Here is a 14,811-nt window from a genome sequence, read left to right on the forward strand (position 1 = left end):
AAGGCCAAGTCAACCCGGCAGTTGACGGCTCAACCCCGGTTCGGGCCCTATTCATCCTGACGCTGCATGAAACGCGCTTGGCCTGCGATTGGCGAGCGGGTAGAAGCCGAAAACCATCTCAGTGTATTGCACTTGTAAAACAGTTGTGCGAATAGGGCTTTCGATGACCGAACAGAATTTCGAGCAGATGCGCCGTTCTATGGTGGCGAGCCAGCTAAGGACGACCGGGGTGAGCGATGCGCGCGTGGTTGCCGCGATGGGCGAGGTTCCGCGCGAACGGTTCGTTCCGGTTGCGCGCCAGGCATTGGCTTATGCCGATGCGCTGACCGATCTTGGCGGCGGGCGCCAGCTCAATACGCCGATGGCCTTGGGGCGCCTGCTTTCCGAAAGCGCGCCCCGACCGGCCGACCGGGCGCTCGTGATCGGCGCGGCGACGGGTTATGCTGCGGCCGTGCTCGACCAGTTGGTGCCCTCCGTCGTGGCGGTTGAAGAGGATCCGGCGCTCGCATCGTTCGCGTCCAAGGCGCTGGCGGGGACGAACGTCAAGCTGATCGAAGGGCCGTTGAGCGCAGGCCATAAGAAAGGCGCTCCTTACGACATCATTCTGATCGACGGCGCGGTGGAAACGATCCCGCAGGCCATCATCGATCAGCTTGCCGATGGCGGGCGGATTGCAGTCGCGATGCTGGAAGACGGCGTTGCGCGCCTGTCGATCGGCCGCAAGGGCGGCGAAGGCTTCGGGCTGACCGCTTATTCGGACGCGGCGGCGGCTATTCTTCCGGGCTTTGAAAAAGCGCGGGCATTCAGTTTCTAATTACGCGGAGTGCGAATGATGCGGGCTGGTTTCTTGATGGCGGCGAGCGCGATGGCGCTGGTGGTGGGCGGCGGAGCCCAGGCCGAAACGCTCCGCGAGGCACTCGTCCGGACCTATAACAGCAACCCGACGCTGACCGGCGCACGCGCGCAGCTGCGCGGGCTCGACGAAGATGTTGCGATCGCCCGTGCGGCGGGCCGCCCCGGCGTCAGCGCGACCGGAGGCTTCAACCAGGATCTGACCCAGACCGGCGGTGGGACCGGGCGCAACTTGAGCGCGACGGTGAACCTTGAATACCCGCTCTTCGCGGGCGGGGCGGTGCGCAACAATATCCGTGCGGCGGATGAACGCGTGCTTGCGGGCCGCGCCAATCTGCGCGCGACCGAAGGCGATGTGTTCACCGACGCGGTGAGTGTGTACATGGACGTTATCCGCGACCGGTCGATCGTCGAACTCAATCGGAATCAGGTTCGCGTTCTGGAAACCGATCTGCAAGCCTCGCGCGACCGGTTCGAGGTGGGCGATCTTACGCGTACCGACGTCGCGCAATCCGAAGCCCGGCTGGCGCTGGCGCGGAGCAATCTGGAACTTGCGCAGGGTCGGTTGACGACCAGCGAAGAAAATTACCGGCGGGTCACGGGCGCCCTTCCGGGCGACCTGCAGCCGCCGCCGCCTTTGCCGCAGCTGCCGCAGACCGCCGATCATGCGGTTGACGTCGCGCTTGCCAACAATGCCAATCTGGTCGCCATCGCGGCGCAGATTCGCGCTGCGGACCGTCAGGTTGCCGTGGCGCGGGCGGGGCGTTTGCCGACCGTGTCTGCGGTGGGCACGGGGCAGGCCGTCAATTACCTCGGCACGGCCGACGATCAGTTCGGATCGGGCAGCACGGTTTCGAACACGCAAACATCGACGGGCGTCGGCGTCCAAGCGCGCCTTCCTTTGTATCAGGGCGGGGCCGTCAGCGCCCGCGTGCGGCAGGCGCAGGCGTTACAGAGCGAGCTTCTGGAACAGGGCGTCGAGATTGAGCGCGGCATTGTGGCGCAGACTCGCGCGGCGTTCGCAACCTATCGCGCTGCATTGGATGCCATCGAATCGAACGAGGTTGCGGTGTCGGCGAACAGCCTGGCGCTGGAAGGCACCCGCGCCGAGCAGACGGTCGGCACACGCAACGTGCTCGACGTACTGAACGCCGAACAGGAATTGCTGAACAGCCAGGTGCAGCTGGTTACCGCGCGCCGCGATGCCTATGTCGCCGGCTTCGGCCTCCTCAATGCGATGGGGCAGGCGGAGATCGAGGATCTGAACCTCGACGGTGGCACGGCGCTCTACGATCCGGTCGCGAATTACGATCGCGTGTCGCGCCGCTGGTCGGATTGGTCGGACGATGAAACGCCGCAGCCGGTGGCAACCCGCACGGTTGTGGTGGGGCCGGCCGATCAGGCAACAAGCCCCGTGACTCCGCCCGCGCAATAAGCGATAAGCCCGCCATGGCTGACACTTATGATCCGTCCATGGAAGAAATCCTCGCCTCGATCAAAAAGGTGATCGCGGAAGACGTGCCGCCGCCTGTGCCGCGCAATCGTGGGGGGCGGGCCGCGGATGCGGAGGATGAAGGCGAGGACGATGTGCTGGAGCTGAACCAGCCCGTGATCACTGGCGAACCAATGCTGTCGGAAAGCGCCGCGCAATCGAGCCGCCAGGCGTTGGCCGCATTATCCGAAGTCAGCCAACAGAACCCGCTCGCTGCCGCGGGCGAGGGGCCGCTGGAGGCGGTGGTGCGCGAGATGCTGCGTCCGCTGCTGAAGCAGTGGCTGGACGAGCGGCTCCCCGACATGGTCGAGGAACTCGTCCGCCGCGAGATCGCGCGGATTACCGGGCGCGATCTTTAGCCTCCTTAAGCTATTCTAAGCCGCTAGCCCTGAGCCTGTCGAAGGGCGAGGGAATCGCGGGTTGCACACGCCCTTCGACAGGCTCAGGGCTAGCGGTTATGTGGAGGGGCGAGTGGGCCGGGCATGAGGATGGTTGCGATTAGCCCCGGCAAAATCTAACGCCATATCATGACCGACCTTCCAAAGACGTTCGACCCGGCCGAGATCGAGGCCCGCTGGTATCCTTATTGGGAAGAAAAGGGGCTGTTCGCGCCCGAACGACCCGGCGCCGAGCCCTGGACGCTGGTCAATCCGCCGCCCAATGTCACGGGCAGCCTCCATATCGGCCACGCGCTCGACAATACGCTGCAGGACATCCTGGTCCGCCACGCGCGGTTGAAGGGCAAGGATGCGCGCTGGGTGGTCGGCACCGATCATGCCGGTATCGCGACGCAGATGGTGGTCGAGCGGCAGCTGAATGCAAAGGGGCAGAAACGCACCGACTTCAGCCGCGACGAATTCATCGGAAAGGTGTGGGAGTGGAAGGAGGAAAGCGGGGGCGAGATTACGCGTCAGCTTCGCCGTCTCGGCTGCTCGATGGATTGGGCGAATGAACGCTTCACGATGGACGAGGGCTTTTCGAAAGCGGTCCTCAAGGTGTTCGTCGAGCTTTACCGCCAGAACCTCCTTTATCGCGACAAGCGCCTGGTCAATTGGGATCCGGGCCTTGGCACCGCGATCAGTGACCTTGAGGTCGAAACGCGCGAGGTCGCGGGCAAATTCTACCGGCTGCGCTATCCGCTTGAGGATGGCAGCGGCTTTATCGAGGTGGCGACGACGCGGCCCGAAACGATGCTCGCCGACATGGCGGTTGCCGTCCACCCCGATGACGAGCGCTACAAGGCGCTGATCGGGAAGCAGGTGCGGCTGCCCATCACCGGCCGCCTGATCCCGATCGTCGCCGACGAACATGCCGATCCGGAGCTCGGGAGCGGTGCGGTGAAGATCACGCCGGGGCATGATTTCAACGACTTCGAAGTCGGTAAGCGCGCAGGCATCAAGCCCGCCGACATGCTCAACATGCTGGATGCCAAGGCGCGCGTGATCCAGTGTGGGAACATTCCCGACGATCTCATCGGCCTGCCCGCAAACGATCCGAAGGCCGATCAGGACGCTCGCCGCCTGGTGGTAGCGCGTTTGAAGGAGGGCGGTTTCCTCGTCCCGCATGTCGACAAGGACGGCGTCGAGCATGACGCCGAACCGCGCACGATCCAGACCCCGTTCGGCGACCGTTCGGGCGTGGTGATCGAGCCGTGGCTGACCGACCAATGGTATGTCGACGCCGCAACGCTCGCCAAGCCCGCAATTGAGGCGGTGACGAGCGGCAAGACCAAGATCGTGCCCAAGAGCTGGGAAAAGACCTATTTCCACTGGATGGAGAATATCCAGCCCTGGTGCGTCTCCCGCCAGCTTTGGTGGGGGCATCAGATCCCGGCCTGGTATGACGATCAGGGGAAGGTCTATGTCGCCGAGACGGAGGCCGAAGCGCAGGCTGAGGCAGGCGAGGGCGCCACGCTTCGCCGCGACCCGGACGTGCTCGACACCTGGTTCTCCTCCGCCCTCTGGCCGTTTGCGACGCTCGGCTGGCCGGACCCACAATCCACCCCGTTCGCTTCGAGCGAAGTCGAGAAGCGTCTGGCGGGCGATGAACAAGGTTTCTCGACTTCGCTCGAAACGAACGGCGGGGGGAGGCAGCTCGGCGGACGCTATCCGAACGATGTGCTGATTTCCGGCTTCGACATCCTGTTCTTCTGGGATGCGCGGATGATGATGCAGGGCTTGCACTTCATGAAAGAAGTGCCGTTCAAGACCCTGTATCTCCACGGACTTGTTCGCGCGGCTGATGGCGCGAAGATGTCGAAATCGAAGGGCAATACGGTCGATCCGCTCGGCCTCATCGACAAATATGGCGCGGACGCCTTGCGCTTCTTCATGGCGGCGATGGAAAGTCAGGGCCGCGACATCAAGATGGATGAGAAGCGCATCGAGGGCTATCGCAACTTCGCGACGAAGCTGTGGAATGCCGCGCGCTTCTGCCAATCGAACGGCATCGGCGCGAGCGCCCATCTTGAGCCGCCTGCGGCGACATTGGCCGTCAATCGCTGGATTGTCGCGGAAGTCGTGGCGACCGTCCAGGCGCTCGATATTGCGCTCGCTGAGCTTCGTTTCGATGAGGCAGCGAACACCATTTACCAGTTCGTGTGGAGCCGCTTCTGCGACTGGTATCTGGAGCTCATCAAGCCGGTGCTTTCTACAGAGAAGGACACCGTTCGGGCTGAGCCTGTCGAAGCCCTGTCCTCTTCTCCAAGTGATGGGGAAGGAAAGGCAGCCCTTCGACAGGCTCAGGGCGAACGGAGCGAGGTGGACGAAACGCGAGCCGTGGCGGGCTGGGTGCTCGATCAGATCTTGGTCATGCTCCACCCGTTCATGCCCTTTATCACCGAGGAACTCTGGTCGAAGATGGGGCAGCGCGATCATGAATTGATCGTCGCGAAATGGCCGATGGCCGATGCGCGCGCGATTGATCCGGATGCGGCGCAGGAAATCGACTGGTTGATCCGGCTGGTGAGCGAAATCCGCGCGGCGCGGACGGAACTCAACGTACCTCCGGGTGCGCGTTTGCCCGTTTATGCGCGCGATCCGTCTGCGCAAACTGCCGCGCGGCTGTCGCAGCAGGGGGCTGTTCTGGCGCGTCTTGCGCGTGTCGATCAGGCGGGAGGCGATGCGCCCTCGGGCGGCGCGCTGCAGATCGTGGTCGATGAGGCCACCTTTGTCCTGCCGCTTGGCGATGTCGTCGACCTTGAGGCCGAGCGTGCACGCCTCGCCAAGGCGATTGCGGCGGCGGAGAAGGAGCGGGACAGTCTTGCTGGACGCCTCAACAATCCGTCCTTCGTAGAGAAAGCAAAGCCGGAAGCGGTGGAAAAGGCGCGGGCCGATCATGCGGAGAAGGCGGCCGAGGCTGAACGGCTCGGTGCTGCGCTGGCGCGATTGGGATGAGGCCTTGTCGTCACCCCGGCGAAAGCCGGGGCCTCGGGACGAATAAAGCGTGTTTTCGTCATGATATTCCGGCTTTCGCCGGAATGACGGATGGTGTTGGAATCACGTGTGGCTTGGGAACGACGTTAGGGGTCAGGTGCGTGGGACGACCACTTCGATCGCCCGATGCGCGACCTCCGCGACGGCGGGGGTTTTCGCCAGCACTTCGCCGTCGATCGAGATTTTCTGGCGGGGGCGGGTATCGATTTCAATGCGCGCTCCGTGAAATTCTTCGGCCACGGCCTCTCGGCGGGGCAGCTTGAAATATTTGGCGAACCAATCCCAGGCGAGGCGCAGGCTGCTGCGGCCCGTGACGGCCTGAACGACGATTTCGCCGCTTTCGATATCCGCCCCCTCGATCAGTTCGACGCCGCCATGATAGCGGCCATTGGCGATGCGCACTTCGGTGACCCAAAGCTGCCGCTTCTTCTCGCCGTCATTCACCGTCAGGCGGAAGGGGCGGAAGCGGATGAAACACCAGAGCGCCCACATGAGATAGCCGACACGGCCAAGATAGCGCTTTAATTTGTGCGGGATGCCCTCGCCGATCATGGGGGAGAGGCCCATGGCCGCGCAATTCGCGAAATAGTCGCCGTTGATGATGCCGAGGTCGATCCGTCGACGCTGACCGGTCGCGATCACATTGATTGCGCCGTCAAGGTCGAGCGGGATGCCGAGCGTGCGCGCAAAGCTGTTGGCAGTGCCCAAGGGAAGGAGCGCGAACACGCAATCGCGCCCGACGACGTCGTCCACGGTTGACGAAAGCGATCCATCACCTCCGCCGACGATCACCATCGGCGCGCCTTCGAGCACCGCCCGTTTGACAGTGCCGTTCAAGTCGCGCGGCTTCTTAACAGGGTGCGCGGCGATGAGGCGGATGCCTGCTTCCTCAAGCTTTGTCTTGGCATCATGAAATAAAGCTTCGCCGCGCCGGCTATGGGCGTTGACGATGAGCACGGCTTCACGGGGGACGGGGCGGTTCGTTTCCACAGCGGCACAACTGACTGAAAGGGTTTTGGTGCCCCACATATTCCGTCATTCCGGCGAAAGCTGGAATTTGGTGACGAAAACGCGCCTTACTCGTCCCGAGACCCCGGCTTTCGCCGGGGACGGGGTGGGAGATGGGGCGGCTAGCCTCCGCGCAGCAAACCCATTAGACCCGCCGCCATGAGCCTTGCTTCCTTTCCCGCTCTCCGCATGCGCCGCTCCCGTTCAGCAGCCTGGAGCCGGGCGCTTGTCGCGGAAACCGTTCTCACGCCATCCGACCTGATCTGGCCGCTTTTCGTCACCGATGGGCAGGGGGTGGAGGAGCCGATCGCGACCCTTCCGGGCGTGTCGCGCTGGTCGGTGGATCGGCTCGTCGAGCGGGCGCGGGAAGCACGCGATCTTGGCATTCCTTGCCTGGCTCTGTTCCCGAACACGCTGCGCGACCTTCGGACCGAGCGGGGTGAAGAAGCGCTCAACCCCGACAATCTCATGTGCCGCGCGATCAAGGCGGTGAAGGACGCGGTGCCGGAGGTGGGCATCCTGACCGACGTCGCGCTCGATCCCTATACGGCGAGCGGGCATGACGGCATCACCGACGATGCGGGCTATGTGCTGAATGACGAGACGAGCAAAATGCTGGTCGAGCAGGCGCTGGTCCAGGCGCGGGCGGGGGCCGATGTGGTTGCGCCGTCGGACATGATGGACGGCCGGATCGGCGCGATCCGCGCAGCGCTCGAGGCGGATGGCCATGTCAACGTCCGTATCATGGCCTATGCCGCGAAATATGCCTCGGCTTTCTATGGCCCGTTCCGCGATGCCGTTGGTTCGAGGGGCCTCCTGAAGGGCGACAAGAAGACCTATCAGATGGATCCGGCCAATGCCGAGGAGGCGTTGCGGGAGGTGGCACTGGATCTTGCCGAGGGCGCCGATTGGGTGATGGTGAAGCCGGGGCTTCCCTATCTCGACATCGTCGCCAAAGTGAAAGACCGCTTCGAAGTGCCTGTCTTTGCTTATCAAGTGTCCGGCGAATATGCGATGATCGAGGCTGCGGCCGCAGCGGGCATGGGGGATCGCGATGCGCTGGTCCTCGAAACGCTGATCGCCTTCAAGCGGGCGGGTGCATCGGGCATCCTCACCTACCATGCCGCCCATGCCGCACGGCTTCTTGCCAATGGCTGATGCGCTAGCGGTGCGTCCGGCGGAGCGTTTCGCTCGGCCGCTTTTCGTGGCGACCGTGATGGTCGGCTCCTTCCTGCTCTTCCTCACCCAGCCGATGATCGCGCGCATGGCGCTGCCCCGGCTCGGCGGCGCGCCCGCCGTTTGGAACAGCGCGATGCTGGTCTATCAGATGTTGCTGCTCGCCGGTTACAGCTGGGCGCATTGGCTCGCGAGGCAGGCACCGCGACAGCAGGCGGGGCTTCACCTGGCGCTATTCGCGATCGCGGCCTTGTGGCTGCCGATCGGGCTTAACGCCGCTATTCCGCCCGCCGAAATGTCGCCGGCTTTGTGGGTGCCCTATTTCCTCGTCACGTCGATGGGGCCGCTCTTCCTCGCCGTATCCGCGCAGGCGCCGCTGATGCAGCATTGGTATGCGCTGGAAAGCGACCGTGGGGAGCCTTATGCCCTGTATGCGGCGTCGAACCTTGGCAGTTTCGGCGGGCTCATCACCTATCCTTTGCTCGTCGAACCCTTCCTCAGCCTTCACGCGCAGAGCTGGCTGTGGACGGGGGGCTATGCACTCCTTGCCGTGATGCTTGCCGCCTGTGCCGCGACTTTGCGCCACGTGCCCAATGTCGCGCATGACGAAAAGCCGCGCACCCCTGCTCCCTCGCGGGGCCGAATCCTGTACTGGATGGCACTGGCGGCGGTGCCGTCTGGCCTGATGCTGTCGACGACGACGCACCTCACCACCGACATCGTTGCGATGCCCCTGCTTTGGGTGGTGCCGCTCGCGCTTTATCTGCTGAGCTTCGTCATCGCCTTTGCGACGCGGCGCGGGCCAACCGATTTCATCACGCAGATCGCGCCCGTCCTGATCCTGCTGGGCGGCGGCTTCGCTTTCTTCGACGGGAGCCAACAGGTCTTCCTCTTCGCCTTGCTCGGGCTCGTTCTTCTTTTCACCATCGCGGTGGCGCTGCATGGCGAACTCTATAGGTTGCGTCCTGCGGCCGATCGACTGACGACATTCTATCTTGTCATGTCGGTGGGCGGGATGCTCGGCGGGCTGTTCTGCGCGCTGTTGGCGCCCGCGATCTTCGACTGGACGTACGAACATCCAATCCTGATCCTGGCCGCCGCCTTTCTGGTGCCGCAAAGGGCGGTCTGGAGCGGCCTTCAAAATGTGCGTGCGCCGGTCATCGCGGCCGTGCTCATCATCGCCTTTGCCTTGTCCTTTTCGGCCGATACCAAGCTCCGGCCGGAGGTTTCGCCCTTCTGGTCGCTTGCCGCTACGACGGTGATCGCCCTCGCGGCGGTGGCGGCGATGGGCAGGCGCGCACTGTTTGCCGTGCTCCTCGGCGCGTTGATGCTGAGCCATGGCGGGTGGGCGATCCTGAATATCTCCCGCTACGACACGCGGATCCGCAGCTATTTCGGCGTCTTTTCGGTCGGCGATCGGGGCGAGGCGCGGGTGCTGACCCATGGCACGACGCTGCACGGCCTTCAGGATATGCGCCCGGGGCGTCTGACCGCGCCCACGACCTATTATGCGCCCAAATCCGGCGTCGGGCAGATTATGTCGCGGGCGGAGGAATTTTACGGCCCGCAAGCGCGGATCGGGGTCGTCGGGCTCGGGACCGGCACCTTGTCCTGTTACAAGAGGCCCGCGCAGAACTGGACCTTCTTCGAGATCGATCCGAAGATGGCGCGGCTGGCGCGCGACAGCGGCTATTTTACCTTCCTCGCCAATTGCGCGCCGGATGCGCGGATCGTGCTTGGCGACGCGCGCATCCGCCTGACGGAGCAGCCGCCGCAAGGCTTCGACATCCTGGCGATCGACGCCTTTTCGTCGGATTCCGTGCCGATGCACCTGCTGACGCGGGAGGCTTTGCAGGTCTATGGGCGCGCGTTGCAGCAAAAGGGCATCGCGCTCTTCCACATCTCCAACCGCTATATCGAGCTCGAACCGGTGATCGCGAAGGCGGCGCGGGACGGCGGCTGGCAGGCGACGCTCATGACCTATTCGCCCAATGACGCGGAGGAGGCGGAGCATGCGACGACTTCCCTCTGGATCGCATTGAGCCGCGACGGTGCGACGATTGATGGTCTCCGCGCTGAAAGTGCCGAGGGAACAGGCTGGCAGGATATCCTGGAGCGGCCGGGCTTCGACGGCTGGACCGACGATTTCGGAAGCATCCTACCGCTCCTCAAGGCTTGGGAGGATTAGGGATGGAGAGGACGCCCGGCGCTGTCGCGATCGAAACGGAGCGCCTTGTCCTCCGCAACTGGCGGGAGGGGGATGCCGACGCCTTTCACATTCATTGCAACACCGAAGCGGTGATGCGCTGGCTGGGCGGGGTGCAAAGCCGGGCCTTTTATGACGAGGTCGCGGCACGTCTTGCCCGCTGGCAGGAGGATCGCGGCTTCACCTTCTGGGTCGTCGAACGGCGGGAAGACGGCGCCTTCCTCGGTTTCTGCGGGCTGAAGATTGCCGACGGCGCGGGCAGCAGCGTGACGGGTGAGGTCGAAGCAGGCTGGCGGTTCCGGGAAGATGCCTGGGGCCAAGGCTATGCCAAGGAAGCCGCCACGGCCACCTTGAGTTTCGCCTTCGATACGCTTCATGCAGAGCGGGTGGTCGCCATCACCTTTCAGAAGAATGAAGCGAGCTGGGGGCTGATGAAGCGGCTGGGCATGCGGCGCCGGGCCGATCTCGATTACGACGATCCCCGCTTCGGCCCCGATCTCAACCCCACGATCATCTACGAAATCGGCAGGAACGAATGGACGGCGTGACGATCATTCCCTTCGGCGGCAAAACGCCGGTGATCCATCCTACGGCCTTCGTCGCGCCGGGCGCGCGGATTATCGGCGATGTGGAGATCGGGCCGGAGGCGTCGATCTGGTACAATGTGGTGATCCGCGCCGATGTGAACCGCATCCGGATCGGCGCGCGCACCAATGTGCAGGATGGCACGATCATCCATTGCGATTCGCCAAAGCCCGGTCTGCCGGAGGGCAATCCCACGATCATCGGCGATGATGTGCTGATCGGCCATATGGCGATGGTCCATGGCTGCACGCTTCACGATCGTGCTTTCGTGGGATTGGGATCGATCGTCATGGACGGCTGCACGGTCGAAAGCGGCGGCATGCTGGCGGCGGGCGCGATGCTGACGCCCGGCAAGACGATACCCGCGCGGCAGCTCTGGGCGGGGCGCCCGGCCCGGCAGCTACGCGAAATTCCGCACGAGGGGCTGGCGGCGCAGCAGGCGGGCGTCGCGCACTATGTGGAGCTCGCCAAGGCTCATGCCCAGGCGATCAGGCGCCGCTAAGCGCGCCCGTCAGCCGTTCGATTTCCGCTTTCTGTGCGTCCGCGAGCGCCCGCGCGGTTTCGAGCGCCGCCATCAACGCCTCATAATCATCCGGGTTGGTCGGGCGGCTGGCGCGCTCAATCGCGATTCGATCCAGCTCCGTCAGTGCTGTCGTCGTCAGGCTCCGCGCGGCTTCGAGCCTCGACACCGATTGCTGCGCGACCGTCCAGCTTTCGCTGCCGCTCGCACCGGCCTTTGCCACGGCGGCGCGCGCTGCGGGCGCTTCAGCAGCGAAGGCACCCTGTCCCGCCTCAGCCTCGGCGCGCAATTGGGCAATCCGCGCGGCGAGCGCGGGTTCGGCGGGGGCGGGCGGGGGAGGGGGCACGGGCTGGCCTGCCCCTTCGCTTTCTACCGCGCGGGGGGCGAGTGACGGGAAGTCGCCTGGCTTGGCGCAGCCGGAAAGCGTGAGAGCGGCGATGGCGGCGCTAAGCGCGGCAACAGGGCGATGGATCATGGCTTTTTACTAAAGCCGCGCGCTTTTATCAGCAACGGGGTTGCGCCCCTCAAATCTTCGCCCTATGGCCCCTCTCACCGCGCGCCCGTAGCTCAGCTGGATAGAGCACCAGACTACGAATCTGGGGGTCAGAGGTTCGAATCCTTTCGGGCGCGCCATTTTCCCGGTATTATGGCGCAAACGCACCAAGTCCTTAAGCGGGCATGGTTATCGGCCCCGCCTCACTGCTCCGCATCATCATGTCGTAGTGTGCCTTGTGGTCGGTCTTCTCAAAGACATGCTTGAAGACATCTAGGTAGCGCTCGACCACGCCCTCATCGACCGAGACGTAGAGATCGTCGTGCGCGCTGTGCGATCCATCATTCACCCACGAGAAGAGCGACGCGCAGACCTGCTGATCCTTACCCTCAAATCGAGCGATGATGTCGTCAGTGTCCACGCTCCCGAGAATCTTGAAGTAGTTCTCGACGATTCTCCGCAAGGTGTTCTGGATGGTCAAACTGGACCTGTTGGGGTTGCGGACTTCTTCCCAAAGCAGCTCATAGGAGGTCTTGATGGGGTTGGTGTTGAAGCTCGTCACCTCTGACTGTCCTTGCGATTTCCGGACGATCCAAAAGGTCTCATGAGCCCGACATTCGACACCTCGCTTGGAGTCGAACGACACCTCCTTATGGAAGTAGATGTTGTGAGTGAGGACGAACACCTGCTTGATTTGCCCGCTGTTCTCGCACGCTTCCTTAAGGACCCGCTTGATGAGCGCACTGACAATAAAGAGAACGTCGCTGTCGAGGCTGGATACGGGATCATCGAACACTACCACGCGCTCGGCGCTCATGCCGAACTCAGAGGTGCTGCCGCGTAGGAGGTGGTAGAAGTAGAGGAAAGTGACGAAGCCTCGCTCGCCCTCGCTGAGCGTGTCAGTGGCATTTTCACCATCGTCCCGAACGATCTCGTAGAGGTGATTGCGTTCACCGGTGGTCCTGAGCCTAAAGCCCGTAAAGCCGAAGGACGAAAGCAGTGCATTGATCCCATCCACTGTTGGCTGGACGCTCGTTATGCTCTTTTCGAGGGTGCGAAGTTCGCCTTTGGCGGTATCTAGGTCCTGCCTCCTGCTTGTGATCTGCGAGGTGAGTGACTGAATCGCGCTCTCCACGCCGTTTTTTGCGGTCGTATAGGCCGTAAGCAACGCGTCGTTCTCGTGGAGGAGGTACTTCCAGATTTCGTCGATCAGCTTGGAGCGTTCGGTCGCAAGATTATCAACCAGCGCGTTGTGCGTCGCGATCACTGCGTTGGCGGTGTCGATCTGACCAACGAGCGCAGCAACCGCCCCACCGATCGGCTCCAAAGTCACTGGCGTGCTGGGCTCCCTTTTCTTGGCCGCGATAAGGCGCTTGTTCGACTCCAGTCGAGTGACAAGCCGATCAATGTCGGCCCGGAGACGCGTTGCGTCGATATGCCGGCTGTCCAGTGAAACGATCGCTTCTAGGCTTTCTATGAGAGTAGACGCGACCGAGCCGTAAGACTGCTCGATGCGCTCGATCTGGCGGGTGTCGGCAAGGAAGGTTTCGTCAAAATAGGCGTTCAGCCGCTCCGCGAGATCACTTTCGATAGCCTGCTGACAGAACGGGCACTGCTCCGCTCCATCAAGATAGGCCAACCCTTGCCTCACCCAATCGCTATTTCCAAGGCGGGTGATAAGCGCGGCAACATCGACATCCTCCTTCCCGAGGACTTTCTTTGCTAGGACGGGCTCGACTTCCGCCTCGATCAATGCGGTGGCATCAATATTCTGAATTGCGGCATAACGCTCCATGCCCTGCTCAAAAAGGCTGGAAGCCCGCTCCTTTAACGTGTTGATGTCCTCCAGCGCCGCGCCATTTTGGGCAAGCTCCTGTAGCACTCGATCGCAGAACCGCGACTGCGAGTTCCTGAGACCCGAAAAGGCATCTTTGAAATGGGCGTCGTGCTTCCCTTTGATCTTTGTCCAGCAGTCGGCTTCCAACTTTTCGCGCAGCGCCTTCTTCTCGGCCCGTTTGCCAGTGGACTGATCCGGAAGACCCAACGTGTTCTCTAGCTGGTTGATTGTATCCTCAGCCTTCTTCACATCAGCCTTAGCTCGGTCGATCCTTTCCAGCGTGTCTTTCTCGGCTTCGCCGAGCGTGAAAATTCCGCGAAGTTGCGGAGCGAAATTGCGAGCGACGAAGTCGCGGTTATAGACCAGCCGCTCAAGCGGCTTCCCGTTTACCCAACTGAGGCTGCACGTTGGATGCCCATCGGGATCGTCAACCACACGTGAGATTGTAGTCTTGCCAGTCCCGTTCGTGCCGAAAATAAAATTGATAGCCTTGAGGCCATCAAGGCGCGCACCTGCTGTCGTATAGCTCGCTGTGCTAGCAACTTTGATTTCTGTAAGCACCTTAGCCCCCAGACCCGTGCGCCTGATTAAGTCATGTTGCTAAGCCATTAGCAGCATACCCGTTCTCTGACGAATCTGAGAATTGAGCGCTCTTGTCTATGACACGCGCCTAAACCGTTTCAGCCTTACTCATCCATTTCGGACACTGGCGTGATAGGAACCCGGAAGTTAGAGTGCCCTGCTAAACCTATAGGGGCTCAGAATGTCTCGAAGAGAATCGGAAAGACTGTCGGTCATAGACGTATTTTATCCGGACCATGATACTGTGATCCCACCCCGCCATGCGGACTCCGAAGGGGTAGGCTACAGCGCCTGCGACCTACGCTGCGGCCAAGATGGCGAACTCCTCCTCCGAAACTTCTCCATACAGGAGGCGCAACACTTCTTCCGGATGGAGAACAAGCGCGTAGTCATCAAGTGCCCTGAGTGCGGCGGCTACAATCTCCTCGCGGCGGCGGTCGAGAAAAAGTCGGATGGCAGCATCGGCACTCTCCCCGGCGGGGAGTGACGATATAAATGTAGCGTTACTGACTGCCTCACGCGCTATCCGTTGTAGGGCCAACAACGGCACCTTCCGATCCGCCATGGTCGGTTCCTTTGTGTATGCTGATTGAAGCTGATCAAGGTCCGGCGCAAATCAATTTACA

At 62.6% G+C, this 14,811-nt stretch carries 12 protein-coding genes and 1 tRNA gene; 10 read left to right on the top strand and 3 right to left on the bottom strand.

Translation table 11 applies throughout. From position 1 onward, the window contains the following. Nucleotides 1–163: 163 nt before the first annotated feature. The 4 genes from C7I56_RS03200 to C7I56_RS03215 all read left to right on the top strand — a co-directional run bounded on the left by C7I56_RS03200 (nucleotide 164) and on the right by C7I56_RS03215 (nucleotide 5,739). Nucleotides 164–814: a protein-L-isoaspartate O-methyltransferase family protein gene (locus tag C7I56_RS03200; RefSeq protein ID WP_106639067.1), complete on the top strand. Its 651-nt coding sequence runs from the start codon at nucleotides 164–166 to the stop codon at nucleotides 812–814. 15 nt (nucleotides 815–829) lie between these two features. After that, complete coding sequence (locus C7I56_RS03205) at nucleotides 830–2,287, top strand: TolC family outer membrane protein (RefSeq protein ID WP_245409574.1); 1,458 nt, start codon at nucleotides 830–832, stop codon at nucleotides 2,285–2,287. Nucleotides 2,288–2,301: 14 nt separating this feature from the next. Then, nucleotides 2,302–2,703 (top strand): DUF2497 domain-containing protein, encoded by a 402-nt coding sequence (locus C7I56_RS03210; protein ID WP_106639068.1) that lies wholly within the window; start codon nucleotides 2,302–2,304, stop codon nucleotides 2,701–2,703. 168 nt (nucleotides 2,704–2,871) lie between these two features. After that, nucleotides 2,872–5,739: a valine--tRNA ligase gene (locus C7I56_RS03215; RefSeq protein ID WP_106639069.1), complete on the top strand. Its 2,868-nt coding sequence runs from the start codon at nucleotides 2,872–2,874 to the stop codon at nucleotides 5,737–5,739. Between the two features lie 132 nt (nucleotides 5,740–5,871). Here the strand turns inward: C7I56_RS03215 and C7I56_RS03220 are convergent, their stop codons facing one another. Then, nucleotides 5,872–6,807 carry a diacylglycerol/lipid kinase family protein gene (locus C7I56_RS03220; RefSeq protein ID WP_199792312.1) on the bottom strand — a complete coding sequence of 312 codons (936 nt, stop codon included), beginning with the start codon at nucleotides 6,805–6,807 and terminating at the stop codon, nucleotides 5,872–5,874. 138 nt (nucleotides 6,808–6,945) lie between these two features. Here C7I56_RS03220 and hemB point away from each other — a divergent pair, with 138 nt between their 5' ends. Genes hemB through C7I56_RS03240 form a run of 4 tightly spaced genes read left to right on the top strand, consistent with a single transcriptional unit; the run spans nucleotide 6,946 to nucleotide 11,255 of the window. Continuing rightward, nucleotides 6,946–7,944: a porphobilinogen synthase gene (gene hemB / locus C7I56_RS03225; RefSeq protein WP_106639071.1), complete on the top strand. Its 999-nt coding sequence runs from the start codon at nucleotides 6,946–6,948 to the stop codon at nucleotides 7,942–7,944. Beyond that, complete coding sequence (locus C7I56_RS03230) at nucleotides 7,937–10,150, top strand: fused MFS/spermidine synthase (RefSeq protein ID WP_106639072.1); 2,214 nt, start codon at nucleotides 7,937–7,939, stop codon at nucleotides 10,148–10,150. The genes hemB and C7I56_RS03230 overlap by 8 nt, the downstream gene beginning before the upstream one ends. 2 nt (nucleotides 10,151–10,152) lie before the next feature. Next, a complete protein-coding gene (locus C7I56_RS03235) occupies nucleotides 10,153–10,716 on the top strand; it encodes a GNAT family N-acetyltransferase (RefSeq protein WP_106639073.1) in 564 nt (187 codons plus the stop codon). After that, on the top strand, nucleotides 10,704–11,255 hold the full coding sequence (locus C7I56_RS03240) for a gamma carbonic anhydrase family protein (RefSeq protein ID WP_106639074.1): 552 nt from the start codon (nucleotides 10,704–10,706) through the stop codon (nucleotides 11,253–11,255). Before C7I56_RS03235 ends, C7I56_RS03240 begins: the two co-directional genes overlap by 13 nt. Here the strand turns inward: C7I56_RS03240 and C7I56_RS03245 are convergent. After that, the gene (locus tag C7I56_RS03245) at nucleotides 11,242–11,748 is read right to left on the bottom strand and encodes a hypothetical protein (protein WP_106639075.1); all 507 of its coding nucleotides are present in this window, start codon (nucleotides 11,746–11,748) and stop codon (nucleotides 11,242–11,244) included. The genes C7I56_RS03240 and C7I56_RS03245 overlap by 14 nt on opposite strands. 81 nt (nucleotides 11,749–11,829) lie before the next feature. On the opposite strand from C7I56_RS03245, the gene C7I56_RS03250 reads away from it, so the two are divergent. Beyond that, nucleotides 11,830–11,906, top strand: a tRNA-Arg gene (locus tag C7I56_RS03250). 35 nt (nucleotides 11,907–11,941) lie between these two features. On the opposite strand, the gene C7I56_RS03255 is transcribed toward C7I56_RS03250, so the two are convergent. Further along, nucleotides 11,942–14,164 carry an AAA family ATPase gene (locus tag C7I56_RS03255; protein WP_158702980.1) on the bottom strand — a complete coding sequence of 741 codons (2,223 nt, stop codon included), beginning with the start codon at nucleotides 14,162–14,164 and terminating at the stop codon, nucleotides 11,942–11,944. A 202-nt stretch (nucleotides 14,165–14,366) separates the two neighbouring features. On the opposite strand from C7I56_RS03255, the gene C7I56_RS12520 reads away from it, so the two are divergent. Then, on the top strand, nucleotides 14,367–14,672 hold the full coding sequence (locus C7I56_RS12520; RefSeq protein WP_207789939.1) for a hypothetical protein: 306 nt from the start codon (nucleotides 14,367–14,369) through the stop codon (nucleotides 14,670–14,672). Nucleotides 14,673–14,811: the final 139 nt, after the last annotated feature.

Origin of the sequence: Allosphingosinicella vermicomposti, from assembly GCF_003012815.1 — a bacterium.
In the GTDB taxonomy this organism is placed as follows: Bacteria; Pseudomonadota; Alphaproteobacteria; order Sphingomonadales; family Sphingomonadaceae; genus Allosphingosinicella; species Allosphingosinicella vermicomposti.

Bases quoted from the DNA above. Each gene is read 5' to 3' on its own strand.
- C7I56_RS03220 (WP_199792312.1), bottom strand. From the start codon at position 6,807: ATGTGGGGCACCAAAACCCTTTCAGTCAGTTGTGCCGCTGTGGAAACG.
- C7I56_RS03240 (WP_106639074.1), top strand. From the start codon at position 10,704: ATGGACGGCGTGACGATCATTCCCTTCGGCGGCAAAACGCCGGTGATC.
- C7I56_RS03215 (WP_106639069.1), top strand. From the start codon at position 2,872: ATGACCGACCTTCCAAAGACGTTCGACCCGGCCGAGATCGAGGCCCGC.
- C7I56_RS03230 (WP_106639072.1), top strand. From the start codon at position 7,937: ATGGCTGATGCGCTAGCGGTGCGTCCGGCGGAGCGTTTCGCTCGGCCG.
- C7I56_RS03210 (WP_106639068.1), top strand. From the start codon at position 2,302: ATGGCTGACACTTATGATCCGTCCATGGAAGAAATCCTCGCCTCGATC.
- C7I56_RS03235 (WP_106639073.1), top strand. From the start codon at position 10,153: ATGGAGAGGACGCCCGGCGCTGTCGCGATCGAAACGGAGCGCCTTGTC.
- C7I56_RS03245 (WP_106639075.1), bottom strand. From the start codon at position 11,748: ATGATCCATCGCCCTGTTGCCGCGCTTAGCGCCGCCATCGCCGCTCTC.
- C7I56_RS03205 (WP_245409574.1), top strand. From the start codon at position 830: ATGATGCGGGCTGGTTTCTTGATGGCGGCGAGCGCGATGGCGCTGGTG.
- hemB (WP_106639071.1), top strand. From the start codon at position 6,946: ATGAGCCTTGCTTCCTTTCCCGCTCTCCGCATGCGCCGCTCCCGTTCA.
- C7I56_RS03200 (WP_106639067.1), top strand. From the start codon at position 164: ATGACCGAACAGAATTTCGAGCAGATGCGCCGTTCTATGGTGGCGAGC.
- C7I56_RS12520 (WP_207789939.1), top strand. From the start codon at position 14,367: ATGTCTCGAAGAGAATCGGAAAGACTGTCGGTCATAGACGTATTTTAT.